A 26,936-nucleotide genomic window follows, 5' to 3' on the forward strand; every position below is an offset into this window, starting at 1 on the left:
GCCCGCGTCCACCGCGCGCGAAAAGGAATTTCGTTTTGGCAAGTTGCATCAGAGCCGGTAAATCATGAGGGGCTTCAGCCCCATGTGGTGATGCAGGAAAAGGAGCTGTGTTGGAGAGTTTTGTAATTCACCCTCTTGGATTGGGCAAAGGGCAGATCGCTCTGTGCCCACTGCCGGGTGTCACGGGCGATTATGCTGGGGATTTCGCAGTAATCCGGGATTGGGCGCCGGACCTGGTCATCTCGATGACGACCTCGGATGAGTTCCAGCATTCCGGCGGGCTGTCATTCGAGGCGGACCTGCAGTGCGAACGGATTGCCTGGGTTCACCTTCCAATCCGCGATTTCGGCGTCCCCACGCCTGAGGTTGAGGCGCTTTGGCCGCAAGCCAGCGCCGCCGCCCAACATGTCCTTGCCAGTGGCGGCAAGGTGCTGGTGCATTGCCGCGGTGGGTGCGGACGCTCGGGGATGGTTGTGATGCGGCTAATGGTGGAATGCGGCGAAGCGCCTGACCAAGCGCTTCGGCGGTTGCGTGCGGTTCGGCCCTGCGCGGTGGAAACCGACGCGCAAAAGGACTGGGCCGGGTTGCCGGCCCGAACCCTTCCCTGAATCAGGCAGACACTTGATACGGAATACTGTCGCTGCGCGGCGGCAGGGTCGAAACGTCGAGCATCGCACAGGGTGGTTCTGACAGAAAACCAGCGGATTTCTGGGTGAACTCCGGCCCGAATATCATGTCGCCATAGGCGTCCAGCTTTTCTGTCGGCGTGTCTGTGCTGGTGCCGCAATAGACCCTGATCTGTTCTGATTGGGCCCGAAAACGGGCCGTGCAGCCTTCGGTGCAATGGGTCAGATCGCTGGTACCTTCGACCTCGAATGTTTTGGATGTCGCAGGCCTTGCCGTCGCCATCGCCTCGGCCATGGCGCGTGCCATTCGGGCAAGGGCGGGGCAGGGTTTCCCGGTCCTCTGACAGACGGTTGCGGTGAATTCGTGTGTTTTTGTCTTCCAGATCATAATGCGCCCTCCGCGCGCAGGACGAAGGGTGAGGATCAGGTGTGACAGCGCGCTGACGACCTGCCCGGACACCCCGCCCGAGTTTCGGTTTCGATACGATGGCAGGTCTCCTGACTTGCGGGTCGTCGCTTTGCCGACCTTCCCAGCCCTGGGGCCAGTGGTATTTCGGCATTGCTCACCGCTTACAGTTGCGGGGGCAGTCGCGGAGTTGGCCCTTTCCGGCATCGCCGGGGCAGACCGCACCGTGTTCCCTTTTCATCCCGCCCCATTTCCGGGGCAAGAACCATCACCACATCGCTAGCGGCTATGCAGACCCCGAGTCAAGCCACCTGTTGGGGTGCAAACCGGACGTTTGGTCATCTTGATGAAATCTTGACTCTGGTGGCCGAAATCGGGCCGATTGTTGAGTGAACCGAGTAGTTCAGAATTTGTCGGAGGCGCCATGCTTGATACCACGCCCTGCGTCCAGACTAAGGACTTTGACTTTGACTTTGCCTCAGGCTCTGCCAGCCTGTCGGCACGGCTGTATCTGCCTGCAACCGAGCCGAAGATCGCCGTGGTGATTCACAGCGCAACTGCAGTGCCGCGCGAATATTACCAGCATTTTGCCCGTTGGCTGGCCGCCGAACAGGGTATTGCCTGTTTGACCTATGACTACAGCGATTTCGGGCATTCGCTGCGCGACAAACTCAAAACCTCCGAGGTGACCATGGCGGATTGGGCCTTGGTCGACATGCCCGCCGCACGGGCTGAGATGCGCAGGCGGTTCCCGGACGCTTTGCAGTGGAGCATCGGTCATTCCCTTGGCGGCTTGCTGGGGCCGGTGCAGCCAGACATTGATCAGATCGACCGGATGATCTGTGTATGTTCGGGGCTGGTTACTCTGTCCGACCATCCCTGGCCCTATCGCGGGCTGGCGTGGATGTTCTGGCATGTGCATGGGCGTCTGGCAGTGAATGCACTGGGGTATCTGCCGGGCAAAGCTGTGGGGATCGGTGCCGATTTGCCTGGTCCGGTCTATTGGCAATGGCGTAGCTGGTGCACGGCGCCGCAGAATTATGTGCCGCAGATCGGTGACGCTCTGCCCGAAGCGAGATGGGCGCAATCGAATACGCCGGTGGACCTGTTCACCTTCGAGGACGACCAGATGGTGCCGCCAGACGCTGTCTGGCGGCTTGCCGATCTGTATGGACCAAAGGCGCGGCGGCATCTGCTGTCTCCGAAAGAGATCGGAGTGCCCGAGATCGGTCATATCGGTGCCTTTGCCCGCAGAAATCAGGCGCTTTGGCCCCGGTTGATTGCCTGAAGACGCGCTTTTCCGTCCCCGTTAGGGTCTGTTGCGAGACTTTTTGTCATGCATGACAGACCGCACCATTTTACCAAAGGCTTTGTCGCGCGCCCGGGATTGCGCAAGGGTTTCAGAGTTCCTCTGATCCTCGCGCCGCAGCTTGTTCCAGCGTTCCAGCCGGTCCGGCGAGAGCAGGCCATCGGCAATCGCCTCTTGCACGGCGCAACCGGGTTCGGCCTGATGCTGGCAATCTGAAAACCGGCAGGTCGCAGCCAATTCCAGAAGGTCTGAGAAAACCTCATCCACGCCGTCTTGGGCATCCATCAAACGCAGGGCGCGCATTCCTGGCGTATCAATCAGCCACCCCCCGTTTCGCATCGGGTGAAGCGCACGATGGGTCGTGGTGTGGCGACCCCGTGCGTCATCCTCGCGGATCCCCGCCGTTGCCCCGGCCTGACCAGTCATGGCGTTCGCCAATGTGGTTTTGCCGACACCGGATGAGCCGACCAAAGCAGCAGTTTGCCCGGCAGGGCACCAGGACAGGATCGGATGAATCTCTGACGCCTCCAGCGCGTTGACGGTTAGAACGGTCAGAAACCGAGCCAGCGAACTGGCCTGACTGGCATAGCTCTCTGGGTCAGGGCAGCTGTCGGCCTTGGTCAGGACAACAACCGGATAGCACCCGGCCTGATGCGCCAGCGCCAGATAACGCTCAAGCCGTGCCAGATTGAAATCGGCATTGCAGGAACTGACGATATACTGCACATCCACATTCGCCGCGATCAGCTGAACCTGCGCACCGGTGCCTGCGGCCCGGCGTTGCAAGAGGCTTTTGCGCTCCAAAAGATGCCGAATGCGGTTTTGATCATCCGCAAGGACCCAATCGCCAACCGCAAATTCGCCGGTTGATCGGTCAGGGGTCAGATCAGATGTGCCGCCAAGCGCATTCAGGCCGATCAGGCGATCACGATGGACGGCGTTGATGCGATGCGGTGTGCAGGTAGGGTTCACAGCATGTTGGGCTGCAAAATGAGAGGACCATCCCAGGTCCGAAAGTGTTTTGGACATTGTTCTGCCTGTGTTCAGATACAGGAAACCATCAGGGTGGCAGGCGCGCACCCATCGGTAACGTGTTCAGGCAAAAGCGGGGGTTAGTCCCGGAAACGCTCTGCCCGAAGGGTCATTGCTACAATCATAAAGTCCCTCCTGCGGCAGTCGTTGCGCGTAAGTGAGAGGTTGGACATCGACCCAAGCGGGGCTCGTTGTGGCTGCTTCCTTCCGGATCTGACCAGGTTGGCGAGGCGCTCGCCCGCGCCAACCTCTCGAGGGTGGATATAGGCAGTTGGCCGGAAAAACACAACCCGTCAGAAGGTCAGAAGAATCCGTAAAAAGCCATTTCCGTCAGTTCCAAGGACATGTGGATCAAATTCCTGAATGTCCTGCAGATGTCGGTGGGCATTTGGACCGGTGCGTAAGATCGCCTGCGTACCCGTGTTACTAGTGATTCTGAAGGGTTCCTGGGCCTCTTCCAGCGGATCGCTGACCAAGGTGCCTGACAGATAATCCAGCAGGGCTTGCTGGACCGGCAGGATGGGCATGTCGATACGTTGCGCATTACCCGCAAATGGGAAATGCCCGCCCCCGCTGGCGCGATAATTGTTAAGCGCGACGGCAAATTGCTGATCCGACGCAATGGGGGTGGCACCGACCAGAACCTCTGAAACACGCCGGTTTTCGGCATTGATCAAGGTGCCCATATCGTCGAAACGCGGAGGTTGTGTCAGATCAATTCTGCAGGACAGCCCGTATAGCACATCAAAGTTGTGACCCACCCGATTTTCGCAAATAAGTTCGGATGCAGATCCGGTCGAAATCTGGTTGAAAACAGCTGCGGACATCTCAAGCCAGTCCACGATTTGGTCACCGGATACAATGACACCCTGCAATTCGTTTGGAAAAATATGCAGGTCAACCACGTTACGCAGGAATATCTCGCCAGGCTTAACATCCGTATAGAATCGCGGCCCGGCCCGACCGCCGAATTTCGAAGGTGAAACCGCCGATAAAATCGGAATATCTGCCAGGTCGGTATCGGACATACACAGACGTAACGCGGCAGCCTGGGCGGCGGCGACCAGCCTCAGCCCACGGTCCTCGGCGCAAAAGCTGAAATAGCTGTGCAGATGGTGCGGGGTGCGGCCGACCGGCTGGCCCGCTCGCCTGCGGGTTTCGGCATGACCAGAGGAAAACAGATGCAACAATTCTGGATCTTCAGGCGCCAGTGATACGATTTCGTCGGGACGCCCCGCAGATATCGGTCGCAGCGTCGCCCGGGCTTCGCCAGCGGTCCAGCCGCCGCGCTCTGCCGAGTGAAGTTTCAAGTCAATCACCCCCAGATGTGATCCGGCCGTTCCGGGTAGGACAACTGGTTTGCCATGCACCAGAGTGTTTTCAGAGCCGGCCTTGGCGGGATAGGTCAAATGGGAATGACCAGCAATTATTGCGTCGATACCTTCGATTTCGGCTAGCGGAATAATCGCGTTTTCCATATTCCGTTGTGACCTGTCCGGTCCGAAACCGGTATGGGCCAACGCGATGATCAGGTCGCAATTTTCGTTTTGGAGCTTTCTGACTTTGTTTGCCGCACAAGTCAGGATGTCCTGAGTGGTAAGGGTGTCGTGCAGCTTGTGCGCCTCCCATTGCGCTGTCTGAGGCGGGAGGACCGAAAAAACCCCAATTTTCAAAGCCATAGGTGTCGGCGAGCCAGGGATCTCTTTGTGCAAAATGACATGATCTTGCCAGATCTGAGGCCCATTCGTGCGCAAGGCATTGCTGCTGAGCACAGGGCAGGGGGCGTCAGAGATAACGTGCTGTAAGAATTGAAGCGCGAATCCGAAGTCGTGGTTTCCCAGGCCAATCGCGTCATATCCCAGGCTGCCGAAGGCCTGCATCAGGATGTGCGGCGCATTGGCGGGATCGGCAGCCCAATCCCCCAACGGTGTACCCTGCAGAGCGTCTCCGTTGTCGAAGAGCAAGACGATATCTCCGTCTGCCTCAGCCTCGTTCCGCGCCTGCCGGATCAGGCTGGCCGTTCGGGTCAATCCGATCGTAGGTTCGTCTTGATCCGCGTAATAATCAAAACTGCACAGGTTCATGTGCAGATCGGTGGTCGCCAAAATCCGGATACCTACAGACTGATCAGACAAATGCGAAATTGTTTTTAATACTCTACTTTTGGCAGTTTTATGAATAACAACTTCAACAAAAAGCATAGTAAGTGCAAATTTTTTTATGCACTTGCGGTAATTTGACGGGATCGCCTCGGTTTTCGGTCGTGGAATTGTCGTTGCAACACCGAAGCTGTCATGGCAGCCCTGTGCAGGCGAACCAGAGGAATTTAAATGAAGAACGCGGAACAGGTAACGTTTGGTGGATCAGGGCTGGATCGTGCCGCACATCTTCGCGGAGACGTCGACACGATGGCAGCAGCGCGAGCACATCCGAAAGCGAAATGCCTGTTGCTGTGGCGCGGAAAGCTGCTGGTTCAAGGAGAGGCCCTTGATCAACTCTGCTTGTTACCTGTCTTGCATGAGCTGATCGCAAATGGTCCCGGTGGGATCGTCCCAGCGCCAGTATTGCTTGGTCTCTCGGATGAAGTTCCGGTTTTTGCCTTTGATATATCCGATTGGATGCCCGAGGGCGTTGACCTGTCCGAGCTTGGGGCATTCTTCGACCGATCAGAGCAACAGCACCCGGATTTGCCTGAAGGTCAGGTTTTTGTCGAATTGCGCCGCATCATGGCGCGCCTTTCCCCACGTGATGCCGAACTTTCGGCTTCCGCCAAGGCGGTCATCGCCTGGCATGAAACCCATAGGTTTTGCGCCCGTTGCGGCGCCGCCAGCGAGATGTCGCAAGCAGGATGGCAACGCAGTTGCCCGTCGTGTGGGGGGCAGCATTTCCCACGCACCGACCCGGTCGTCATCATGTTGATCACATATGGGAATTCGGTGCTGATGGGGCGATCCCCGGGATGGCCTGAAGGCATGTATTCGCTACTGGCCGGATTTGTCGAACCCGGAGAAACGCTGGAAGCGGCGGTGCGCAGAGAGGTGATGGAAGAGGCCGGTGTCCCCGTCGGGCAAGTAACCTATCTTTCCAGCCAGCCCTGGCCCTTTCCGGCGTCACTGATGTTTGGCTGTGCAGGCGAGGCATTGTCGCAAGAAATCACTATAGATCCGGTTGAAATCGAAGACGCGATATGGGTGGATAAGGCTGAAATGATGCAGGTCTTTGCTGGGGAACATCCCAGCCTTCTGCCAGCGCGCAAAGGCGCGATTGCGCATTTTCTGCTGCAAAACTGGCTTGCAGATACGCTCGACTGACAAAATACTGGGCGAATAGGCAAGAGAACGATAACCCACCATGCAATTCTCCGCACGTGAAGATATTCAGGCCCCTGTCAACGCAGTGTTCGAAATGTTTGCGGATTTCGAACGGTTCGAGCGGATGGCAATGCGCCGCGGGATCGAGGTCCGGCGTTTGTCAGGGCATATGGGCGTTGTGCCCGGTACATCCTGGGAGACCGAGTTCCGTATGCGCGGAAAGCCTCGGCGCGTGGAAATCAATATGGCCGAATGTGATCCACCGACCCATATGCGGTTCGAGGCGGCAAGCAAGGGAATGAATGGCTCAACCAGGGTCGAGTTTCTGGCCCTGTCGCAACGTAGAACCCGGCTGACCGTGGATATGTCGCTATCGGCCAAATCCCTGCCTGCACGGCTGTTGCTGCAATCGCTCAGATTGGGTCAGTCGCGGTTCCGGCGACAGTTTCAGGCCCGCCTCAGCGAATTCGCGCGGGAAATGGAAGAACGTCATCTGCACGGTTCATGAGAATTCCGAGACAAGAGGCCTTGAATGTCTGATGTGATATTGCGCAGCGCAGTTGTGGATGACGCCAAAGGTATTTCCGAGGTCCTGCAAGAGATCGTGACCGCCGGTAAGCGCACCAAACCCAGCGATGAGAGTTTTGCCAAAGAGCATTACATCAGCCACTGCGGCAGCATCCAATGCACCGTGGCGGTGCAGGGTTCACAGGTATTGGGCTTTCAGGCGCTGAAACTGTCCGTCGACGGAAACACTTATGGCGTAACAGCCGGTTGGGGCATCATCGGAACACATATACGCCCGTCAGCCGCGCGCATGGGGGTCGGGCGGGCCCTGTTTCAGAAAACGCTGCTGGCGGCCCGAGCCGCAGGTCTGCCTGCAATAGACGCGACCATTGGAGCGCAAAATGCCGAAGGCCTGGCCTATTACGCGGCCATGGGATTTGTCGGTTACCGGTCACATGAAGGTGCGGTGTGCAAGAAATACCAGTTAGCCTGAGCTAGCCGCGCGGCTGGACGGCTGGATACACGCCCAGAATCTCGACATTGGTGGTGAAATGTTCCAGCTCTTCCAAGGCCAGTTGTACATTGCGGTCATCCGGGTGCCCGACAATATCCGCATAGAACTGCGTGGCCGTGAACGACCCGTCGACCATATAGCTTTCCAGCTTGGTCATGTTGACACCATTGGTGGCGAAGCCGCCCATCGCCTTATACAGCGCGGCCGGGATGTTGCGGACCTGAAACACAAAACTGGTGATCATCCCATGCGCCCCGCGCCGCGACAGATCCGCGTCGCGTGACATGATCAAAAAGCGCGTGGTGTTGTCGTCGCTGTCCTCGATATGGCGGGCCAGGACGTTCAGGTTATAGATCTCTCCGGCCAACTCGCTGGCCAGCGCGGCAGAATGCAGTTCGGCGGCCTCGGAAACCTCGCGCGCGGCGCGGGCATTGTCCGGGCTGACGCGTCCCTGAATGCCGTGCTGCTTCAGGAACCCAGCGCATTGTGGCAGCAGCACCAGATGCGAATGCGCTTCGGTGATGTCGCTCAGCTTGGCACCGGGGACTGCCAACAAATTGATGTGTACGCGAACAAAAGCTTCGTCGATGATATGCAACCCGCTATGGGGCAGCAGGCGGTGAATATCGGCCACCCGCCCATAGGTCGTATTTTCGACCGGAAGCATCGCCAGGTCTGCTTTGCCGGACCGAACTGATTCGATAACATCCTCAAATGTGCGGCAGGGCAGGGCCTCCATATCGGGACGAGCGTTTCGGCATGCCTCGTGGCTATAGGCACCGGGTTCTCCCTGAAATGCGATACGTTTTGTCATTTGGTCGATTCCGTGCAACAAGTTCCAGAATTGGGCGTTTAGTCGCGGTGTCTATACCTTGCCTCTTGTAAGGGGAAGCCTTAGACACCCCGCAGACAGCTGAAATGGACTCGCGATCAATGTTCGACACGATGACAGTTACCAAGGCCGCAGCAGGCCTGTTTGGCACCTTCCTGGTGCTGCTTCTGGCCAAATGGGCCGCAGAAGAGCTTTACCACGCCGATGCCCATGGCGAGACGGCTTCGTACATCATCGAAACCGAAAGCGCAGGCGAAAGCGCCAACGGTGAAGAGGTAGTATTTGAAGAGCTGCTGGCCGCCGCCGACGTTGAAAAAGGCGCCAAAGTTTTCCGCAAGTGTACCGCGTGTCACAAGCTGGAAGACGGTGCAAACGGCACAGGCCCCTATCTGTATGGTGTCGTTGACCGCCCTGTCGCAACGGCCAGCGGTTTTACCGGCTATTCGCCACCGATGCAGGCCCATGGCGGCAACTGGACACCCGAAGCACTGGATGCCTTCCTGACCAAGCCAAGCAGCTATATCTCGGGCACATCCATGAGTTTTGCTGGCCTGAAAAAACCGCAGGACCGTGCCGATCTGATTGCCTATCTGCAGACAATCGGCAACTGATGCCACACCGGCACATCTGAAATTCAAAGCCGCTGCCCCGTGCAGCGGCTTTTTTTGTATGAAGAAACCTTCACAATGCGCTCACGCATTCTAAACTTGAATCAGTCAACGCTGGACCTTTAGCTTCGTTCAGGCGCAAGACTATAAGAAGTGACGCAACAGGGGATGAGCCAAATGGAATCCAACCGACAGATTGTTCAGGCACGTGCATTGGATTTCAGAGGTTGGTTGACCATACCGATTACCGGCTTTTTGCTGCTTGCGCTCATGACCTCTCAACTGTTTGCCGAAGAGACCATCATCAAAAGCCACGGATTCTCGGAATTTGGCGATTTGAAGTACCCTGAAGGGTTTGCCCATTTCGATTATGTAAATCCTGATGCGCCGCGCGGCGGAGAGTTGTCTTATGCAGCGCAAGGGACATTTGACAGTTTCAACCCCTACACGCGGCAGGGCCGCGCGGGTGCGCGTTCTGCGGATCAGTATGAATCCCTGATGGTCGCGTCCTATGATGAAACGGCCACTTACTACGGTCTGCTGGCAGAAAGCCTTGAATACCCGGAAAGCCAGGATTGGGTCATCTTCAACATGCGACCTGAGGCGCGGTTTTCCGATGGAACCCCGGTGACTGCCGAAGATGTTGTGTTTTCGCATAATCTGCTGCTGGAACAGGGGTTAAAATCCTATGCCGACGCCGTCCGCGAGATGATTCCGCGTGCCGAAGCGCTGGATGATCATCGGGTTAAATTCTACTTCGCACCGGATATCCCGCGCCGTGGCCTAATAAGTCAGGTTGCCGGGACATCTGTGTTTTCCAAGGCCTGGTTTGAGGCAGACCCTGAAAACCGGCGGCTCGACAAATCCCGGCTTGAGCCCGGTATCGGATCCGGACCTTATGTTTTGGACAGCTATGACATCAACCGGCGCATCGTCTACAAGCGCAACCCGGACTATTGGGGCGACCACGTTAATGTGAATATTGGCCGCAACAACTATGACTCCATCCGGATCGAATATTTCGCGGACTCGATTGCTGCGATGGAGGGGTTCAAAGCGGGCACGTTCACACTGCGCCAGGAAAACAACTCGAAAAGCTGGGCAACGGCCTATGATTTTCCTGCCATAGCAAACGGAACAGTGGTTCGGGTAGAGCTGGAAGACGGGGATGTCCCCAACGCTTCGGGCTTTGTCATGAACCTGGACCGGCCGCAATTTCAGGATCCCAAGATGCGCGAAGCCGTCCAGTTAGGGTTCAACTTCGAATGGACGAATGAAAGCTTGCAATATGGCCTGTTTCAGCAGCGCGACTCATTCTGGCAGGGAACTCACCTAGAGGCGACGGGGCTGCCCGAGGGGCGTGAACTGGAGGTTCTGCAAAGCCTGGGCGATGCGCTGGACCCTGCGGTACTGACCGACCAACCGGTCGTTGCCCATGAATCCCGCGCCGAGCGTCAGAACGATCGTCGCAATCTGCGCGCCGCGATGAAGCTGCTGGATGAGGCCGGTTGGCAGGTGGGCGAAGACGGTATCCGCCGCAATCAAAACGGTGAAGTACTAGCCATAGAATTTCTGTCAGACCAGCCGACTCTTGATCGTATAATCCAGCCATTTGTCGCTAACCTGAGGACGATGGGTATCGATGCGACCTACAATCGTGTGGACAATGCGCAATTCACCCTGCGCCGCCGTGACCGGGATTTCGACATGATTTTCGGCGGGTACCCAAGTTCGCTGCAACCTTCGACGGGACTGTACCAGCAATTCGGAACCGAGGCGGCCTCGTATTCCGTATTCAACCCGTCCGGCGCGCACGGCCCGGATATTGAACCACTGATCGACAACATCGTGGCAGCGACCAACAGCGAAGAGTTGTTTGCCAATGTTCGCGCCCTGGACCGTGTTCTGCGGGCCAAGCGGATCATGGTGCCCACTTGGTATTTGGGCAAATACTGGGTTGCCTATTGGGACATGTATGAATACCCGGAAAACCTGCCGCCTTATTCATTGGGAGTCGAAGACCTGTGGTGGATCAACGCCGAGCAGGAAGCCCAGTTGAAATCCTCCGGCGCCTTGAGGTAATCCGCCCAAATGGGAGCATATATTCTAAGACGCCTGCTGCTGGTCATTCCCACACTGCTGGGAATCATGATCGTCAACTTCACCCTTGTGCAGTTTGTGCCAGGCGGCCCGATTGAACAGATCATCGCCCAGATGGAGGGTGGTGGAGATGTATTTGAAGGTATCGCTGGCGGTGGTGGCGATATTGAGCAGCAGACCGGCGGAACAAATGACCGCTATATCGGCGGGCGTGGCCTGCCGCCTGAATTCATCGAAGAACTGGAAAAAGAATTCGGGTTCGACAAACCGCCCTTGGAACGGTTTCTGAATATGATGGGTAATTACCTGACTCTGGATTTTGGCGAGAGCTATTTCCGGTCGATCAGTGTGACCGATCTGGTGCTGGAAAAGATGCCGGTGTCTATTTCGCTGGGGCTTTGGTCGACGCTGATTGCCTATCTGGTGTCGATCCCTCTGGGTATTCGCAAGGCGATCAGGGACGGATCAAGCTTTGACACCTGGACCAGTGGCGCCATCATCGTGGCCTATGCTATCCCGGGATTTCTGTTCGCCATTTTGCTGCTGGTGCTATTTGCCGGTGGGTCCTATTGGCAAATCTTTCCGCTGCGGGGGCTTACCTCGGACAACTGGGACAGCCTGAGTGTATTTGGCAAGATTGCCGATTACTTCTGGCATATCGCGTTGCCGATCCTGGCGCTGACCATATCGGCCTTCGCAACGCTCACCTTGCTGACCAAAAACTCGTTTCTGGACGAGATCAAAAAGCAATATGTCATGACCGCCCGCGCCAAGGGCCTGAGCGAAAGCCGGGTGCTGTATGGCCACGTATTCCGCAATGCGATGCTGATCGTAATTGCGGGTTTTCCGGCCGTCTTCATCGGTGTGTTTTTCGGAGGGTCAATCATCATCGAAACCATCTTTTCGCTGGATGGATTGGGTCGCCTTGGGTTCGAGGCGGCGGTCGCGCGCGACTACCCGGTTATCTTTGGAACGCTGTTCATCTTTGGCCTGATGGGGCTGGTGGTCGGCATCATCAGTGATCTGATGTATGTGCTGGTTGATCCGCGCATCGACTTTGAAAAGCGGGAGGGGTAAATGGCGCTTTCCCCCCTGAATCAGCGCCGGTGGCGCAACTTCCGTCGCAATGGCCGGGCGTTCTGGTCGCTGATCATCTTCTCGATCCTGTTCGGCCTGTCGCTATTTGCTGAATTTATCGCAAATGACAAACCGATCCTGGTGAAATACCGCGGTGAGCTTTATACGCCGATCTTCAATTTCTACCCAGAGACCGAGTTTGGCGGTGATTTCCAAACCGAAGCAATCTATCGCGACCCCGAAGTGCGTTGTCTGATAGACAGTGGCGGTTTGGATCAGTGCTTTGACGATCCTGACGGTATTATCGAACAGATCGAGGCCGGATCCTTTGCCGCCGACGGGTTCGAGCGCGGCTGGGCCATCTGGCCGCTGATCCCATACTCTTTCAAAACCAGCGTTGATCGGCCGGGCGCCGCCCCGCTGCCGCCCAATGGTCAGAACCTGTTGGGCACCGATGACACCAAGCGCGATGTGCTTGCACGGGTGATCTATGGGTTCCGTCTGTCCATTCTGTTCACGCTGATGGTCACAGGTGTCGCCAGCCTGATCGGTATCTTCGCAGGCGCAATTCAGGGCTTTTTCGGCGGCTGGCTGGATTTGATCTTTCAAAGGATCATCGAGATTTGGTCGGCCACCCCATCGCTTTATGTGATCATCATCATGTTCGCTATTCTAGGGCGCAGTTTCTGGTTGCTGGTGTTGCTTATGATCCTGTTCAGCTGGACCGGATTGGTTGGCGTTGTTCGAGCTGAGTTCCTGCGGGCGCGAAACCTTGAATATGTCCGGGCGGCGCGGGCGTTGGGCGTCAGCAACCGGACGATCATGTTCCGCCACATGCTGCCCAATGCAATGGTCGCCACGCTGACCTTCATGCCCTTCATCGTCACCGGAACGATTGGCGGGCTGGCCTCGCTGGATTTTCTGGGCTTCGGCCTGCCGTCCTCGGCCCCGTCACTTGGCGAGCTGACCTTGCAGGCAAAACAGAACTTGCAGGCCCCTTGGCTGGCCTTTACCGCCTTTTTCACCTTTGCCATCATGCTGTCGCTTCTGGTCTTCATTTTCGAAGGCGTCCGCGATGCGTTTGATCCCAGAAAGACCTTCTCATGAGCCTGCTGGATGTAAACAACCTCAAGGTTTCGTTCCGGCAGGACGGGCAGGTCAGTGCGGCGGTCAAGGGCGTGTCCTTCACCGTGGATCGTGGGGAAACCGTGGCTTTGGTAGGGGAATCCGGGTCCGGAAAATCTGTGACCGCCTTGTCGACCGTCTCGCTGTTGGGAGACAGTGCGATTGTCGAAGGTTCGGTGAAATATGACGGGCAAGAGATGATCGGGACGTCCGAGCAACATCTGATGGATGTGCGCGGCAACGACATCAGTTTCATCTTTCAAGAACCGATGACATCGTTGAACCCGTTGCACACGATCCAGAAGCAGATGGCAGAGTCGCTGGCGCTGCATCAGGGGGTGGTGGGCGACGCGGCCCGTGATCGGATTGTCGAGTTGCTGACGAAGGTTGGTATCCGGGACCCGAAGGATCGGTTGGACAGCTATCCGCACCAACTTTCGGGCGGACAACGGCAGCGCGTCATGATCGCCATGGCGCTTGCCAATAAGCCGGACATACTGATCGCAGATGAACCGACCACGGCGCTGGACGTGACCATTCAGGCACAGATACTCGAGTTGCTGGCAGACCTGCAGAAAGCCGAAAACATGGGGATGCTGTTCATCACCCATGACCTTGGCATCGTGCGCCGGATCGCCGATCGAGTTTGCGTCATGAAGGACGGAGAGATTGTCGAAGCCGGTGCAACCGCGGACATCTTCGAGAACCCTCAGCATCCCTATACCCGGAAATTGCTGGCGGCCGAACCGTCGGGCCAACCCGATCCGGTCGCCGCGGATGCAGAAGAGGTCGCCCGCACTGATCATCTGAAAGTCTGGTTCCCGATCCAGCGCGGCTTTCTCAAGCGAACTGTCGGCCATGTTAAGGCGGTGAATGACGCCAGCCTCAGCGTGCGCGCCGGCGAAACCGTGGGGATCGTGGGCGAAAGCGGGTCGGGCAAGACCACGTTGGCGCTGGCCATCATGCGGCTGATCGCGTCCGAGGGTGGTATCACCTTTCGCGACCAGGATGTGCGCCGTTGGTCCACACGCGAATTGCGCCGTTTGCGCAAGGATATGCAGATTGTGTTTCAGGACCCGTTTGGCAGCCTGAGCCCGCGCATGACCTGTATGCAAATCATCGCCGAAGGTCTGGCAATCCACAAGGTTGATCCACACCGCTCCCCGCGTGATCTGGTGGCGGATGTGATGACCGAAGTGGGGCTGGACCCGGCGTCGATGGACCGGTATCCGCACGAGTTCTCGGGCGGGCAGCGGCAGCGTATCGCCATCGCACGGGCGATGGTGCTCCGTCCCAAACTTCTGGTGCTGGATGAGCCGACAAGCGCGCTGGACATGACGGTTCAGGTGCAGATCGTAGACTTGCTGCGAGATCTGCAGCGGAAATACGGGTTGGCATATCTGTTCATCAGCCATGACCTAAAAGTGGTCCGGGCGATGTCACATAATGTCATCGTTATGCGGAACGGTGACGTGATTGAAATGGGCGCTGCCGAAGACCTGTTCGAAAACGCGCAGACAGATTACACCCGCGAATTGATTGCGGCAGCGGGCTGAAGCCCGCTCGCCGTGTTTTTCACGCGTTTGCGGTTTCCCGTGTTGCCGCTTTCGGTATCGGGCCGCGCAGTTCTTCATAGTGATCAAAGCTTAACTTTACCCAACCGGTGCCGCGTGTGGCGCTGGCCAGGGTGCGATGCAACTCATCCTCGGCCACGGCAGGAAGTTGGGCATTGAAAATCTCCCAGCCCGAAGCGTTGGGGTTGCCTTCGAATCCCAGCACTTGACCCTGTAAGGAACTGATCGTCGGGACAAGATCACCGACGAAATCGGATGGCAGGTGAATCTCTGCGTTCAGAATGGGTTGCAGGACCACCGGTTTGGCCTGAGGCAGCGCCTCGCGTACGGCGTTCTTGCCTGCGGTGCGGAAAGCATAATCGGAACTGTCCACATTGTGGTGTTTGCCGTCACTCAGCGTGATTTTGACATCAACAACAGGGAAGCCCTCAGGCCCCTGCTCAAGCGCGTCCTTGGCCCCGTGTTCAACTGAGGGAATATAGTTGCGCGGCACCGAACCGCCTTTCACGATCTCTTCGAATTGAAACCCTGATCCGCGCGGCATGGGCGTGACCGAGATCACGACATCTGCAAACTGACCCGCACCACCGGATTGCTTGCGGTGACGGTGGCGGTGTTCGATGGGCGCGCGGATGGTTTCGCGATAGGCGGTCTCGATCGGGTCGGCCACGATTTCGATCCCGAAATCTTCAGCCAGTTTGGCGGTGATCCTGCGCATGTGCTGCGGGCCTTGAGAGCCCAGCACCGCATGGCCGCTCAGCTCATCCTGCTCCAGATGGAGACCGGGGTCGATCTCGACCAGACGGGTCAGGGCATTCGACAGGCGCACGTCATCTCGCTCATGCGCGGGTGATACGATCTGACGTTGGGCGGCTGGATGTGATGATGCCCATTCCGGTAACGGAGATTCGGATTTGCTGTCGTAAATATTGCCGGGGATCAGGTGATCGGATTTCACGGCCAGCCCGATCTGACCTGCCTCCAGCCCGGAAATCTGGGTCTTGGCGTCAAGTGTCGTCAGATTGCCGACTGTCTCACCTCCCAAAGCTTCATGCGCACGCACGCCATCTCCCAGGCCACGAAGGACGATGATCTTGCCGATATGTTTCTTCACGTCCGCGAATCCCGCAATGGCGCGGGCAGTCTCGGTGGCCTCATCGCGGTTGGCGGCAATGTTAAACTCAGGGGCTTCGTGCCGCAGGGCTTTCATCAGGCGGGTCAGGCCATTGCCATGGCTGGCCGCGCCCAGACAGGCGGGGATCAACTGGTGGTTCTGCAAAACCTGCGCGGCCAGATCGTAGATCTCGGCACTTGCGGGCTGTTTGTCTTCGATCAGCTGCTCCAACAGGTGATCGTCAAAATCCGACAGCGTCTCTAGCAGCTCGGTGCGGGCTTCTTGTTCGCGGTCCTCGACCGAGAGCGGCAGTTCGATCAGGGCCGAGGGCTGGCCTTCCTGATATTTCCAAGCCCGCTCCGAGATCAGATCGACCGCGCCGACTATTGTCTCGCCGTCGCGAATAGGGACCTGACGTAGGGCGATGTGGTGGGTGCAGTAGGTCTGTAGCGCGGCGATGATATCCCGGATACGGCCATTTGGGGCATCCATCCGATTGATGAACAGGAAACAGGGAATGCCCGCCTCTTCAACCAGCCGCAGATAGGGCGCGCACAAGACAGCCGCGTCTGGGTCCGGCGGGACAACCACAACCGCCGCATCCGAAATCGCCATGGCTGGTCCGACATAACCCAGATTGTCGCTGCCCCCGTCCACATCGATCGCGCACCAGGGCTCGTCCAAGTAAGAAAAACCGTGCAAGTGCACGGTTCCGGAGACATCGAATGTGGTGGGTCGGTTGTCGAGGCGGCTTATGGCCTCGACCAGGGTTGTCTTGCCAGATTGGCTGGGGCCGAGGACGGTGAATACGCGCATGAGTGATGTCCCTCTTTTCAGGTTGCAGTAATACCTGCACGAAAAGGGTCGACCCACACGGCTGCGTGGGCGAGAATTGACTGCGAATTCACCTGCCTCAGGGTTCGGATCGTTCCGCCCAAGTGTGAAGACAACCAGAGGCTCGCGTCAAGCCCCTGTACTGGTATCTAAGCGGCGGGCCGCACAACCGGGCCTACCTGTAAGCAATCAGATCGCCGAGCTGTGGCCTGCCTTGCTCAGGTCATAGGCGTCAAAGCTGCGGGCAATCATTCGGGTCAGCGGCCGGGCCTCGGGTGGAATGAACAGGCCATCCTTGGTGACGTGTAGCAGATTGTTGAAGTCGGCATTGGCCCTCTGATACATCTCGTTCAGCTCTTGGGCGGATATGTTGTGGTCACGCAGAATCTCAGCCGAATTGATCTGAAAATCACACATCAGCGCTTCGATCAGACGTGCGCGCAAAATGTCCTGCCCTTTGAACAAATGCCCGCGCGAGGTCGAAAAGCGCCCCTCGCGGATGGCTTTCGTATAGGCCGATGTTGCCGGTGCGTTCTGGGCGTAGCCCTGAGGAAACCGCGAGATCGAGCTTGCGCCCACACCGATCAGCACCTCGGCCTGATCATCCGTATAACCCTGAAAGTTCCGTTTCAGTCGCCCGGCCCTGAGCGCATGTGTCAGACCATCATCCTGCGTGGCAAAGTGGTCAATTCCGATCTCGGCGTAATCATCCCAGAGGAACAGTCGACGCGCCGTTTCGAACAGCTCCAGACGTTGCTCGGGCGTGGGCAATGCGTCCGAAGGAATCAACTGTTGCCGCTTGGCCATCCACGGCACGTGGGCGTATCCATACAGCGCAACGCGGTCGGGGTTCAGTGACAGCAGTTTCTGTACGCTTTCTGTCATCCTTGATTTGGTCTGATGCGGCAGACCGTACAGGATATCAGCGTTCAGGCTAGTAATGCCGCGGGCACGGATCATGTCCACAGCTGCGCGCGTGGTGTCATAGCTTTGGACGCGACCGATTGTTTTCTGAATCTCATCGTCGAAATCCTGCACGCCGATCGAGGCACGGTTCATGCCCGCTTCGGCCAGCGCGTCCAGTCGGGCTTGGTCAATCTCGTTCGGGTCGATTTCGACCGAGAATTCAGCACCCGGGCCCAGCGGGACAACATCCAGAATGCGTGTGGCCAGATCCCGCATCAGATCGGGATTCAACAGCGTTGGTGTGCCGCCGCCCCAGTGCAGACGCGAGAGGGTGACGCCTTGAGGCAGGCGCGCGGCCAGCAGATCAAGCTCGGCCTTGAGGACGTCGACATAGGCGATGACCGGGTTGTCAGTTTGCGTCCCCTGTGTTCGGCAGGCACAAAACCAACACAGCCTGCGGCAGAAGGGCACGTGTATGTACAACGAGACGGAGCTGCCGGGTTTAATGCCGGTAATCCAGTCTTCGTAAAGGTTTACCCCCACATCATTGTTGAAGTGAGGGGCTGTTGGATAGCTTGTGTAGCGCGGTACTTTCGCGTCAAATAGTCCAAGCTTTGCAAGTTGTGGTTTAACTATCATGGCGATACCGTTAGAGGACGGCACGCCTAGCAACCTTGATAGAGATCAAGTGGGAACGCGCATGACACAGATTTTCAAAATCGATCATACAAACTGTGAAGATTGTCCAATCCGCCACAGAGCAGTCTGTGCGCATTGCGATGTTCATGAGCTGGAGCTTCTTGAAGGTATTAAATATTATCGCAGCTTCGAGGCTGGGCAGACAATCATCTGGTCCGGTGATCAGATGAATTTCGTGGGCTCGGTCGTGTCGGGGATCGCTTCTTTGACTCAGACCATGGAAGATGGGCGCACGCAGATGGTTGGCCTTTTGCTGCCCAGCGATTTCGTCGGTCGTCCCGGTCGAGATTCAGCGCCTTACGACGTCGTGGCAACGACTGACATTGTCATGTGCTGTTTCCGTAAGAAGCCGTTCGAAGAACTGATGGGTGCGACTCCGCATATCGCGCATCGTTTGCTTCAGATGACATTGGATGAGCTGGACGCTGCCCGTGAATGGATGCTGGTGCTGGGGCGCAAGACTGCGCGCGAAAAAATCGCAAGCCTGTTGTCCATCATCGCGCGCCGGGATGCGTCGATTGGGCAGAACGGGAGTTCCAGCCCAATCGTTTTTGATCTTCCGCTGACGCGCGAGGCGATGGCAGACTACCTTGGCCTTACACTGGAAACTGTCAGCCGTCAGATATCCGCCTTGAAGAAAGACGAGATCATCTTGCTAGAAGGAAAGCGCCGTGTATCTGTTCCGGATATGGGCCGGTTGATGGAAGAGGCAGGCGACGATTCCGATGGCGGATATCTGGTGTGATTCACATACGGCGTGACCCGTTGTCTTAACCGTGGTTTAGTGGGACCAGTGAAACTGCGTCAGGAGTAAGTCATGGGATTCAGCAGCCTTTTGGCCATGCTGCTTATTGGTGCCATCGCGGGATGGTTGTCCGGAAAGATCATGGAAGGCCGGGGATTCGGCTTGATTGGTAACATCATCGTTGGCGTTGTCGGGGCATTTCTGGCCGGGCTGATTTTCCCAGCCCTTGGTTTTGCCGTCGGCGGCGGTCTGGTCTCGTCAATTATTTTCGCCACCATTGGGGCAATCATTCTGCTTTTCCTGATCGGCCTTGTGAAACGCGGATAAAAGCCGCCCGCTGGGCGGCTCTGCCGTTTCAATGTGCCATGAACACCGGAACAGTCGATTGTTCCAGCATATTACGTGTCGCGCCGCCCAGGATGGCTTCTCGGAATCGGGAGTGCCCATAGGCGCCCATGACGATCATATCTGTTTCGGTATCCGTCGCATGGCGGTTCAGGATGTCCGATACACGCGACATTGTTTTGCTGAGCACGTCGATTTCGCACTTAACTCCGTGGCGTGACAGCATCTGGGACAACAACCCACCGGGGTCCGAGCGATCCGGCCCATGCGTTGGTGGGTCGATCACCACGATCCGCACCTGATCGGCCTCGATCAGGAAGGGTAGGGCGCAGCGAATGGCGCGCATGGCCTCGACGCTTTCGTTCCAGCCGACCAAGACAGTACCGGGCTTGTCAAAAGGCGTCGTGTTTTCGGGTATGACCAGAACCGGAGCGTGACCTTCGAACATGGCTGCCTCGACGATAGGCTCTGCTTCGACGCTGCGGTCTTTTCCGTAAGGTTGCGGCAGAATAACAAGGTCCGAGAACCGCGCCCGATGGGCAACGTGGCGACCAATATCGGCAATCTGGGCCACGCCGCTTTCTGCAGACCAGCGTACGCCGGAACTGTTCAGATAGGTCTCTGCATAGTGCAGGGTGTCCTCCGCCTCTGCTTTGGCGCGGGACAGGGTCTCCTGCAGAATCAGCGCGTTGGCGCCAGCATAGTAATAACCGGTCTGACTGCGATCGACCCCCAGGCACAGGGCTTCGGCATGCGCATCCTGGGCTGTGGCCAGGGCTGCCATTTGTGCCAGCGCCGGGGCCGATTGTTCCGTTTCCGTTAGAACTGTGAGAAGGGATTTATACGCCATCTTGACCTCTTGCCTCCAGGGCCGTTCCGTCCGCGACATTCCGGCCAAATCATTTCTGTAGCCTTGTCACAATATTCGCTATTCTGTCTTGATACAGATCAAAGCAGTTTGGGCTGTCCTCGGACAAAACAACAACCAGTCAAATGGGTTCCGCGACAAAAAAGAATCGCGCGGAGCATGGCAAAGGGACGCAATATGTCAAATTACATCAAGCTGATCGTGCTTGGTCTGATCGTGCTGTTTGCAGCGATCGGGACCAATTATGCACGCGATTTGGCGTATCAGGTGCATGCAATTCTGGTGATGTTGATCGCCGCGGGATTGTTCATCTGGACGCTTAGAAACACGGATGAGCCAGATATCCTCATAGATCGTTCAGGCGAGTACATGGACGATGTGGTCCGTTACGGCGTAATCGCGACGGCCTTTTGGGGCGTGGTTGGTTTTCTTGCCGGGACATTCATCGCCTTTCAGCTGGCCTATCCGGTGCTGAACTTTGAATGGGCACAAGGATATCTGAATTTTGGCCGATTGCGTCCGCTACATACATCGGCGGTTATCTTTGCCTTTGGCGGCAACGCACTAATCGCAACGTCCTTCTACGTCGTCCAGCGGACCAGCGCCGCGCGCCTGTGGGGCGGCAATCTGGCATGGTTCGTTTTCTGGGGCTACCAGCTGTTCATTGTGCTGGCTGCGACCGGGTATGTGCTGGGTGGAACCCAGTCCAAGGAATACGCCGAGCCGGAGTGGTATGTCGATCTGTGGCTGACCATCGTCTGGGTGGCCTATCTGGCTGTGTTCCTTGGGACGATTGTCAGGCGGAAAGAGCCGCACATTTATGTGGCGAACTGGTTCTACCTGGCCTTTATTGTTACCGTCGCCATGCTGCATCTGGTCAACAACATGACTATCCCTGTCAGCATCTGGGGTTCGAAATCTGTCATCGTCTGGTCAGGCGTTCAGGACGCAATGATCCAGTGGTGGTACGGCCACAACGCTGTGGGCTTTTTCCTGACAGCCGGCTTTCTGGGTATGATGTACTACTTCATCCCGAAACAGGCCGAGCGACCGGTGTTCAGTTACAAGCTGTCGATCATCCACTTCTGGGCGCTGATCTTCCTGTATATCTGGGCTGGTCCGCACCATTTGCACTATACCGCGCTGCCTGACTGGGCCTCGACACTGGGCATGGTGTTCTCGATCGTGCTGTGGATGCCGTCCTGGGGTGGCATGATCAACGGCCTGATGACCCTATCGGGTGCGTGGGACAAGCTGCGTACGGACCCGGTGATCCGGATGATGGTGATCTCGGTCGGCTTCTATGGCATGTCCACTTTTGAGGGCCCGATGATGTCGATCCGAGCGGTTAACTCTTTGAGCCACTATACCGACTGGACCATTGGTCACGTGCATTCGGGTGCGCTGGGTTGGAACGGCATGATCACCTTTGGTGCGCTGTACTTCCTGGTGCCCGTCTTGTGGAAGCGTGAGCGTCTGTATTCGCTGCAGATGGTCAGCTGGCACTTCTGGCTCGCCACTATCGGCATCGTGCTCTACGCCGCGTCGATGTGGGTGACAGGTATCATGGAAGGCCTGATGTGGCGCGAAGTGGATGCCAACGGTTTCCTTGTGAACTCGTTCGCCGACACCGTGGCTGCCAAGTTCCCGATGTATGTGGTGCGAGCTCTGGGTGGGGTCATGTTCCTCGCTGGGGCGCTGATCATGTGCTACAACCTGTGGATGACTGTGCGGAAAGCGCCGGCCAAAGAGGCCAGCCTGACCGTCGCGGTCCCGGCTGAATAAGGAGGGCCGGAGCAATGGCAATTCTCGACAAACATAAGATCCTCGAGACCAACGCGACCCTCCTGCTGATCTTCAGCTTCCTGGTCGTGACCATCGGTGGCATCGTGCAGATCACCCCGCTGTTCTATCTTGAGAACACCATCGAAAAGGTGGAGGGCATGCGCCCTTACACCCCCTTGGAAATGGCGGGCCGTGACATCTATATCCGCGAAGGTTGCTATGTCTGCCACAGTCAGATGATCCGCCCGATGCGGGATGAGGTCGAGCGCTATGGCCACTACTCGCTGGCGGCTGAATCAATGTATGATCATCCGTTCCAGTGGGGGTCCAAACGCACCGGCCCTGATCTGGCCCGTGTCGGTGGTCGTTATTCTGACCAGTGGCATGTGGATCACCTGCGCAACCCGCAGTCGGTGGTGCCTGAATCTGTAATGCCGAAATACGGCTTCCTCGAGCATCGCAAGATTGACGGTAAGTATATCGGTGATGTCATGAAGGCGAATGCGCTGGTAGGCACGCCCTATACCGAAGAGATGCTGGAGAACGCCGTGGCGGATTTCCGGGCGCAGGCCGATCCCGACAGTGACTATGACGGCCTGCTGGAACGCTATGGTGACAAGGTCAGCGTGCGGAACTTCGATGGTCAGCCCGAGCTGACTGAAGCGGATGCGATGGTCGCTTATCTGCAGATGCTGGGAACGCTGGTCGATTTCTCGACCTTCACCCCAGACGCGAACCGGTAAAGGAGGGTGTGATGGAAGAATATACACTCTTACGGCAATTCGCGGATAGCTGGATGTTGCTGCTGCTCTTTGTTTTCTTTGTTGGGATCATAATCTGGGTTTTTCGCCCGGGTTCCAGCAAGGAATACAAGGACACCGCGAATATCCCGTTTCGGCATGATGATGCACCAGCGCCCCTGCGGGGCGACGACAATCCCGCCACATCCAAGGAGGCGCGGCAATGAGCAAGACACCTGAAAAACAGCCGGGTGATCCGAGTACAACCGGCCACAGCTGGGATGGTATCGAAGAATTCGAAAACCCGATGCCGCGCTGGTGGTTGTGGACATTCTACGCCACCATCTTCTGGGCGGTGATCTATACGATCATGTATCCCGCATGGCCCTTGGTTCAATCCGCCACTGCTGGCGTTTTGGGCTGGTCCTCTCGCGCTCTGGTACAAGAAGAGATGATTGCGTTTGAAGAGGCGAATGCCCCTTGGAACGCCAAGCTTGTGGAAACATCGCTTGAAGATATCTCGGCAGATCCCGAACTGCAGCAATACGCGGCGAATGCCGGGGGCGCGGTGTTCCGTACCTGGTGTGCGCAATGCCACGGCTCAGGCGCGCAGGGTGCACCAGGATTCCCGAACCTGCTGGATGACGCCTGGCTGTGGGGCGGTTCGCTTGAGGATATCGAGACCACAATCGCCTATGGCATTCGCAACGAGGAAAGCGACGATGCGCGCTATTCCGAAATGCCTGCATTTGGCGAAATCCTGGAACATGACGAGATCACCCAAGTGGTTCAATACGTGATGTCCCTGACCAATGCGCAGACTGATGACGTAGCTGCGCAGGCAGGCAAGGTCGTCTTCGAAGATAACTGTTCGTCCTGTCATGGCGAGGATGGCACTGGTGACGTCTTTCAGGGCGCACCCAACCTGACCGATGCGATCTGGCTCTATGGTGGCGACGCAGAGGCATTGACTGAGACCGTGACCAATAGCCGTTTCGGTGTAATGCCTGCTTGGGAAAACCGCCTTACCGACGCGCAGATCCGCGCTGTGACGGCCTATGTCCACCAGTTGGGTGGCGGTCAGTAAGGCCAAAAGAATACCTTCGGACGGTTCGCCGCCCGAAGGTTAAGGCACCGGCTGTTCTCTCTGTTCGCGCGTTTCCTGAACAGCCGGTGCTACTATTTTCAGACTACAGGCCCCCATTGGTGCAGTCCAGATGCGCCTTTTCGCGCGGGCCAGACTTTTCAATCCACCAGTGATGGTCCGGCAGCCAACTGCCGCGCGCAAGGTCACGGCTATCTGTGCCAGTGCCTTTGCCGTTAGCCTCTGTTTTGGTGGCTACCATGAAACTTCGTGCCAGTATCGCAAGCATCTGATCCCTCCTGGATTGTGTTGCCGCTGTTATCAGGATTGATCTTTAGCCTGATAAATGCGACTCAATTACCATTCCAATATGTAAGTAGGACTTACAGATGAACTGGATGGATATGCCGCCGCTTGCGGCTTTGCGCGCCTTTTCTGCCTTTGCTGAGACTGGAAATGTTGTTCAGGCAGGGGCGTCGCTGAATGTCAGTCACGCAGCGATCAGCCAACAACTGCGTGCGCTTGAAAAACACCTGGATCTGGCCCTTCTGGACCGATCCGGTAAATCCATGACCCTGACGGCCGAGGGCAAGGTTCTGGCGCGTGCCCTGCATTTGGGATTTGGGGCCATAGGTGCGGCGGTCACTGACCTGAAGCGTACAACCGAGGATCGCCCGGTCCACGTATCGCTGACGGCCTCTTTCGCAGCTTCGTGGCTTATGCCGCGCTTGCCCGCATTTCAGGCCGAGCATCCAGGCATTCACCTTGCGCTGGATCCTTCGCCCCGGTTGGTCGATCTGCGCCCGGGCGGCGTGGATCTGGCGATCAGATATGGGGCAGGGGACTGGCCCGATGTGACGGCCGAACTGCTGTTGCAAAGTCCGATCGTGATTGTCGCTGCGCCATCCCTGTTGACTGGGCGGGCACCTGTGACACCTAAAGCACTCAGCCGTCTGCCCTGGCTTGAGGAGTTCGGCACAACGGAGGCAACGCAATGGCTGGCCCGTCACGGCGTGGACCACAGCCCCGGCGCTGGCCGCATCGCCTTGCCGGGAAACCTGCTGCTTGAGGGAGTGCGCGCCGGGCAGGGTGTAACAGCCACCGTGCGGCATTTTGTCGAAGCGGATATCATTGCGGGTCGATTGGTCGAACTGTTCCGCGAACCCGACGGGCGCGGATACCATATTGTCACCGGAAATATGCCGCTTCGTCCTGGGGTGAAGATATTTATCAGGTGGCTCAGGCGGCAAGCTGGTAAGATGTGACAAAAGGTGTCTTTACGATGCGCTTTTGACCCATGTCAAAGTGGCTGCCCGTATGATCTGGAAGAAGACGCCGTAGAACAGCTACATCTGGAGCCAGCCCGTGAGCGATTCCGACCCCGCCCCCAGCCTATACGCAGCGCGCGAACCGATCTTTCCCCGCCGCGTGTCCGGCCCGTTTCGCAACCTGAAATGGTTCATCATGGCGGTAACGCTGGGGATCTATTACGTCACACCCTGGATCAGATGGGATCGCGGTCCCAGCCTTCCGGACCAGGCGGTGCTGCTGGATCTGGCCAACCGGCGCTTTTACTTTTTCTGGATCGAGATCTGGCCGCACGAGTTCTATTTCGTGGCCGGGTTGCTGATCATGGCCGGTCTGGGCCTGTTTCTGTTTACATCGGCGCTGGGGCGCGTGTGGTGCGGCTATGCCTGCCCGCAGACCGTCTGGACTGATTTGTATATCTTGGTCGAGCGCTGGATCGAAGGTGATCGAAACGCCCGTCTGCGCCTGCATCGTCAGAAAAAGATGGATTTCCACAAAGCAAGGCTGCGCGTCACCAAATGGGTCGCCTGGCTGTTTATTGGTCTGGCAACGGGTGGTGCCTGGGTGTTCTATTTCGCGGATGCGCCAACGCTTGTCCGTGATCTAGTGACCGGAAATGCACATCCGGTCGCCTATACAACCATATTGATCCTGACGGGGACGACCTTTTTGTTCGGTGGGTTCGCACGCGAGCAGATCTGTATTTACGCCTGTCCCTGGCCGCGCATTCAGGCCGCGATGATGGACGAGGATACTCTGGTGGTTGGGTATCGCGAATGGCGCGGTGAACCGCGCGGCAAAGGCAAGCGGACCGCGGATTCCGATCTTGGGGACTGCATTGATTGCATGGCCTGTGTGAATGTCTGCCCTGTCGGTATCGACATCCGCGACGGTCAGCAGCTTGAATGTATCACCTGTGCGCTGTGCATCGACGCCTGCGATGACATGATGGCCAAAATTGGCAAGCCGCGTGGCTTGATCGACTACATGGCGTTGAGCGACGAATCGAGTGAACGCGCCGGTCATCCGCCCAAGAATGTCTGGAAACACATCCTGCGGCCTCGGACCATTATGTATACGGGTATGTGGTCTGCGGTTGGCTTCGCGCTTTTGTTCGCCCTGTTCATCCGGTCTGACATTGATCTGACCGTAGCGCCGGTGCGAAACCCGACATTTGTAACCCTTTCTGACGGCACTATCCGTAACACTTATGATGTACGACTGCGGAACAAACATGGCGAGGACCGCCCATTCCAACTGACCCTGTCCGGTGATCCGGCCCTGAAGATACAGATCGAGGGGGTTGAAGGTGAGACTGTCAATGTGACGGCGGATACGGCACAGTTGACCCGTGTTTACATCGTCGCATCGGGCGACACCGGGCCAGCAACTTTGGATACGACGCCGGTCCGCATCTGGGTCGAAGACCTGCAGAGCGGTGAGCGCGCCTATAAGGACACCACGTTTAACGGACGAGGGAACTGAAC

Annotated in this window: 26 protein-coding genes, 1 other RNA gene and 1 riboswitch; of the genes, 18 read left to right on the top strand and 9 right to left on the bottom strand. The window is 57.3% G+C overall.

Annotation, left to right across the window (positions count from 1 at the left end):
- Positions 1 to 107: 107 nt before the first annotated feature.
- Positions 108 to 608, top strand: coding sequence for a protein-tyrosine phosphatase family protein (locus tag AC2FFF_RS11150; RefSeq protein WP_496882940.1), 501 nt, complete (start codon positions 108 to 110; stop codon positions 606 to 608).
- A gap of 1 nt (position 609) precedes the next feature.
- On the opposite strand, the gene AC2FFF_RS11155 is transcribed toward AC2FFF_RS11150, so the two are convergent.
- Complete coding sequence (locus AC2FFF_RS11155; protein ID WP_496882941.1) at positions 610 to 1,014, bottom strand: hypothetical protein; 405 nt, start codon at positions 1,012 to 1,014, stop codon at positions 610 to 612.
- Positions 1,015 to 1,097: 83 nt separating this feature from the next.
- Positions 1,098 to 1,317: riboswitch (cobalamin riboswitch) on the bottom strand.
- Between the two features lie 139 nt (positions 1,318 to 1,456).
- Between AC2FFF_RS11155 and AC2FFF_RS11160 the strand changes: the two genes are divergently transcribed.
- Positions 1,457 to 2,320 carry an alpha/beta hydrolase family protein gene (locus tag AC2FFF_RS11160; RefSeq protein ID WP_496709403.1) on the top strand — a complete coding sequence of 288 codons (864 nt, stop codon included), beginning with the start codon at positions 1,457 to 1,459 and terminating at the stop codon, positions 2,318 to 2,320.
- A 21-nt stretch (positions 2,321 to 2,341) separates the two neighbouring features.
- On the opposite strand, the gene rsgA is transcribed toward AC2FFF_RS11160, so the two are convergent.
- The 3 genes from rsgA to AC2FFF_RS11175 all read right to left on the bottom strand — a co-directional run bounded on the left by rsgA (position 2,342) and on the right by AC2FFF_RS11175 (position 5,508).
- The gene (gene rsgA / locus AC2FFF_RS11165) at positions 2,342 to 3,370 is read right to left on the bottom strand and encodes a ribosome small subunit-dependent GTPase A (RefSeq protein WP_496882942.1); all 1,029 of its coding nucleotides are present in this window, start codon (positions 3,368 to 3,370) and stop codon (positions 2,342 to 2,344) included.
- 158 nt (positions 3,371 to 3,528) lie between these two features.
- Positions 3,529 to 3,627, bottom strand: an RNA gene (gene ffs / locus AC2FFF_RS11170) — signal recognition particle sRNA small type.
- A 39-nt stretch (positions 3,628 to 3,666) separates the two neighbouring features.
- A complete protein-coding gene (locus tag AC2FFF_RS11175) occupies positions 3,667 to 5,508 on the bottom strand; it encodes a 5'-nucleotidase C-terminal domain-containing protein (protein ID WP_496882943.1) in 1,842 nt (613 codons plus the stop codon).
- Positions 5,509 to 5,703: 195 nt separating this feature from the next.
- Between AC2FFF_RS11175 and nudC the strand changes: the two genes are divergently transcribed.
- From nudC to AC2FFF_RS11190, 3 genes are read left to right on the top strand one after another with little or no spacing between them, the layout of a single operon-like run.
- Entirely contained in the window at positions 5,704 to 6,684 is a 981-nt protein-coding gene (nudC, locus tag AC2FFF_RS11180; RefSeq protein ID WP_281973097.1) for an NAD(+) diphosphatase, read from the top strand.
- A gap of 40 nt (positions 6,685 to 6,724) precedes the next feature.
- Positions 6,725 to 7,192: an SRPBCC family protein gene (locus AC2FFF_RS11185; RefSeq protein ID WP_142636970.1), complete on the top strand. Its 468-nt coding sequence runs from the start codon at positions 6,725 to 6,727 to the stop codon at positions 7,190 to 7,192.
- Between the two features lie 24 nt (positions 7,193 to 7,216).
- The gene (locus tag AC2FFF_RS11190) at positions 7,217 to 7,684 is read left to right on the top strand and encodes a GNAT family N-acetyltransferase (RefSeq protein WP_281973098.1); all 468 of its coding nucleotides are present in this window, start codon (positions 7,217 to 7,219) and stop codon (positions 7,682 to 7,684) included.
- Position 7,685: 1 nt separating this feature from the next.
- Here the strand turns inward: AC2FFF_RS11190 and AC2FFF_RS11195 are convergent, their stop codons facing one another.
- Positions 7,686 to 8,519 (bottom strand): prephenate dehydratase, encoded by an 834-nt coding sequence (locus AC2FFF_RS11195; RefSeq protein ID WP_142636966.1) that lies wholly within the window; start codon positions 8,517 to 8,519, stop codon positions 7,686 to 7,688.
- A gap of 119 nt (positions 8,520 to 8,638) precedes the next feature.
- On the opposite strand from AC2FFF_RS11195, the gene AC2FFF_RS11200 reads away from it, so the two are divergent.
- From AC2FFF_RS11200 to AC2FFF_RS11220, 5 genes are all read left to right on the top strand, one after another.
- On the top strand, positions 8,639 to 9,148 hold the full coding sequence (locus tag AC2FFF_RS11200; RefSeq protein ID WP_281973121.1) for a c-type cytochrome: 510 nt from the start codon (positions 8,639 to 8,641) through the stop codon (positions 9,146 to 9,148).
- 174 nt (positions 9,149 to 9,322) lie between these two features.
- The gene (locus AC2FFF_RS11205; RefSeq protein ID WP_281973099.1) at positions 9,323 to 11,227 is read left to right on the top strand and encodes an extracellular solute-binding protein; all 1,905 of its coding nucleotides are present in this window, start codon (positions 9,323 to 9,325) and stop codon (positions 11,225 to 11,227) included.
- A gap of 9 nt (positions 11,228 to 11,236) precedes the next feature.
- On the top strand, positions 11,237 to 12,322 hold the full coding sequence (locus AC2FFF_RS11210; RefSeq protein WP_142636962.1) for a microcin C ABC transporter permease YejB: 1,086 nt from the start codon (positions 11,237 to 11,239) through the stop codon (positions 12,320 to 12,322).
- The gene (locus AC2FFF_RS11215) at positions 12,323 to 13,429 is read left to right on the top strand and encodes an ABC transporter permease (RefSeq protein ID WP_142636960.1); all 1,107 of its coding nucleotides are present in this window, start codon (positions 12,323 to 12,325) and stop codon (positions 13,427 to 13,429) included.
- Positions 13,426 to 15,003 (top strand): ABC transporter ATP-binding protein, encoded by a 1,578-nt coding sequence (locus tag AC2FFF_RS11220; RefSeq protein WP_142636958.1) that lies wholly within the window; start codon positions 13,426 to 13,428, stop codon positions 15,001 to 15,003. Before AC2FFF_RS11215 ends, AC2FFF_RS11220 begins: the two co-directional genes overlap by 4 nt.
- 19 nt (positions 15,004 to 15,022) lie before the next feature.
- Here AC2FFF_RS11220 and AC2FFF_RS11225 read toward each other — a convergent pair whose 3' ends face one another.
- Both AC2FFF_RS11225 and hemN read right to left on the bottom strand, forming a co-directional pair.
- A complete protein-coding gene (locus AC2FFF_RS11225) occupies positions 15,023 to 16,951 on the bottom strand; it encodes an elongation factor G (protein ID WP_496750790.1) in 1,929 nt (642 codons plus the stop codon).
- A gap of 207 nt (positions 16,952 to 17,158) precedes the next feature.
- Entirely contained in the window at positions 17,159 to 18,514 is a 1,356-nt protein-coding gene (gene hemN, locus AC2FFF_RS11230; protein ID WP_281973101.1) for an oxygen-independent coproporphyrinogen III oxidase, read from the bottom strand.
- A 61-nt stretch (positions 18,515 to 18,575) separates the two neighbouring features.
- Between hemN and fnrL the strand changes: the two genes are divergently transcribed.
- Positions 18,576 to 19,319: a transcriptional regulator FnrL gene (fnrL, locus tag AC2FFF_RS11235; RefSeq protein ID WP_281973102.1), complete on the top strand. Its 744-nt coding sequence runs from the start codon at positions 18,576 to 18,578 to the stop codon at positions 19,317 to 19,319.
- A gap of 72 nt (positions 19,320 to 19,391) precedes the next feature.
- Positions 19,392 to 19,646, top strand: coding sequence for a GlsB/YeaQ/YmgE family stress response membrane protein (locus AC2FFF_RS11240; RefSeq protein WP_142636950.1), 255 nt, complete (start codon positions 19,392 to 19,394; stop codon positions 19,644 to 19,646).
- Positions 19,647 to 19,674: 28 nt separating this feature from the next.
- On the opposite strand, the gene AC2FFF_RS11245 is transcribed toward AC2FFF_RS11240, so the two are convergent.
- A complete protein-coding gene (locus AC2FFF_RS11245) occupies positions 19,675 to 20,514 on the bottom strand; it encodes a universal stress protein (protein ID WP_271949806.1) in 840 nt (279 codons plus the stop codon).
- A 195-nt stretch (positions 20,515 to 20,709) separates the two neighbouring features.
- Here AC2FFF_RS11245 and ccoN point away from each other — a divergent pair, with 195 nt between their 5' ends.
- The 4 genes from ccoN to ccoP are packed head-to-tail and all read left to right on the top strand — an operon-like array spanning position 20,710 to position 24,144.
- Positions 20,710 to 22,317 carry a cytochrome-c oxidase, cbb3-type subunit I gene (gene ccoN / locus AC2FFF_RS11250; protein ID WP_142636945.1) on the top strand — a complete coding sequence of 536 codons (1,608 nt, stop codon included), beginning with the start codon at positions 20,710 to 20,712 and terminating at the stop codon, positions 22,315 to 22,317.
- A gap of 14 nt (positions 22,318 to 22,331) precedes the next feature.
- Positions 22,332 to 23,060 (top strand): cytochrome-c oxidase, cbb3-type subunit II, encoded by a 729-nt coding sequence (ccoO, locus tag AC2FFF_RS11255; RefSeq protein WP_142636943.1) that lies wholly within the window; start codon positions 22,332 to 22,334, stop codon positions 23,058 to 23,060.
- Between the two features lie 11 nt (positions 23,061 to 23,071).
- Positions 23,072 to 23,284 (top strand): cbb3-type cytochrome oxidase subunit 3, encoded by a 213-nt coding sequence (locus AC2FFF_RS11260; RefSeq protein ID WP_142636941.1) that lies wholly within the window; start codon positions 23,072 to 23,074, stop codon positions 23,282 to 23,284.
- Positions 23,281 to 24,144: a cytochrome-c oxidase, cbb3-type subunit III gene (gene ccoP / locus AC2FFF_RS11265; RefSeq protein WP_142636939.1), complete on the top strand. Its 864-nt coding sequence runs from the start codon at positions 23,281 to 23,283 to the stop codon at positions 24,142 to 24,144. The genes AC2FFF_RS11260 and ccoP overlap by 4 nt, the downstream gene beginning before the upstream one ends.
- 103 nt (positions 24,145 to 24,247) lie before the next feature.
- Here the strand turns inward: ccoP and AC2FFF_RS11270 are convergent, their stop codons facing one another.
- Positions 24,248 to 24,430 carry a hypothetical protein gene (locus tag AC2FFF_RS11270; protein WP_142636937.1) on the bottom strand — a complete coding sequence of 61 codons (183 nt, stop codon included), beginning with the start codon at positions 24,428 to 24,430 and terminating at the stop codon, positions 24,248 to 24,250.
- Positions 24,431 to 24,530: 100 nt separating this feature from the next.
- Here AC2FFF_RS11270 and AC2FFF_RS11275 point away from each other — a divergent pair, with 100 nt between their 5' ends.
- Positions 24,531 to 25,406 (top strand): LysR family transcriptional regulator, encoded by an 876-nt coding sequence (locus AC2FFF_RS11275; protein WP_496703370.1) that lies wholly within the window; start codon positions 24,531 to 24,533, stop codon positions 25,404 to 25,406.
- Positions 25,407 to 25,506: 100 nt separating this feature from the next.
- Positions 25,507 to 26,934 (top strand): cytochrome c oxidase accessory protein CcoG, encoded by a 1,428-nt coding sequence (gene ccoG, locus AC2FFF_RS11280; protein ID WP_281973105.1) that lies wholly within the window; start codon positions 25,507 to 25,509, stop codon positions 26,932 to 26,934.
- Positions 26,935 to 26,936: the final 2 nt, after the last annotated feature.

Source organism: Ruegeria sp. YTSA226 (assembly GCF_059609905.1).